The organism is Mesorhizobium sp. LMG 17147 (assembly GCF_024297145.1).
GTDB lineage: Bacteria > Pseudomonadota > Alphaproteobacteria > Rhizobiales > Rhizobiaceae > Mesorhizobium.
Genome location: NZ_JANCTC010000072.1, coordinates 1 through 205 on the forward strand (window position 1 = coordinate 1; position 205 = coordinate 205).

1 protein-coding gene is annotated in these 205 nt (G+C 75.1%); it reads left to right on the forward strand.

What is annotated here, in order from left to right; translation table 11 throughout:
- Window positions 1–205, forward strand: a 205-nt coding sequence (locus NMG46_RS29625) for a hypothetical protein (protein ID WP_254820792.1), incomplete at both ends; no start/stop codon positions are given.

A 205-nucleotide genomic window follows, 5' to 3' on the forward strand; every position in this document is an offset into this window, starting at 1 on the left:
GATCGGCGCGGCCAGGCGCGGCATCGCCGTGGCGGCACTCACCAGCCATGCCGAGGCGGCGGATCCGGTGGCGGCATGGCTGGAGGCCGGCGGCGAACGGGTCGGACGCATCCGCGAGCGGCTGCAGGCGCTGACCGAGGGCGGCGACATCACCGTGTCGCGGCTGTCGGTGGCGTCCGGCCTGATGAGCGATCTGACGGGGCTG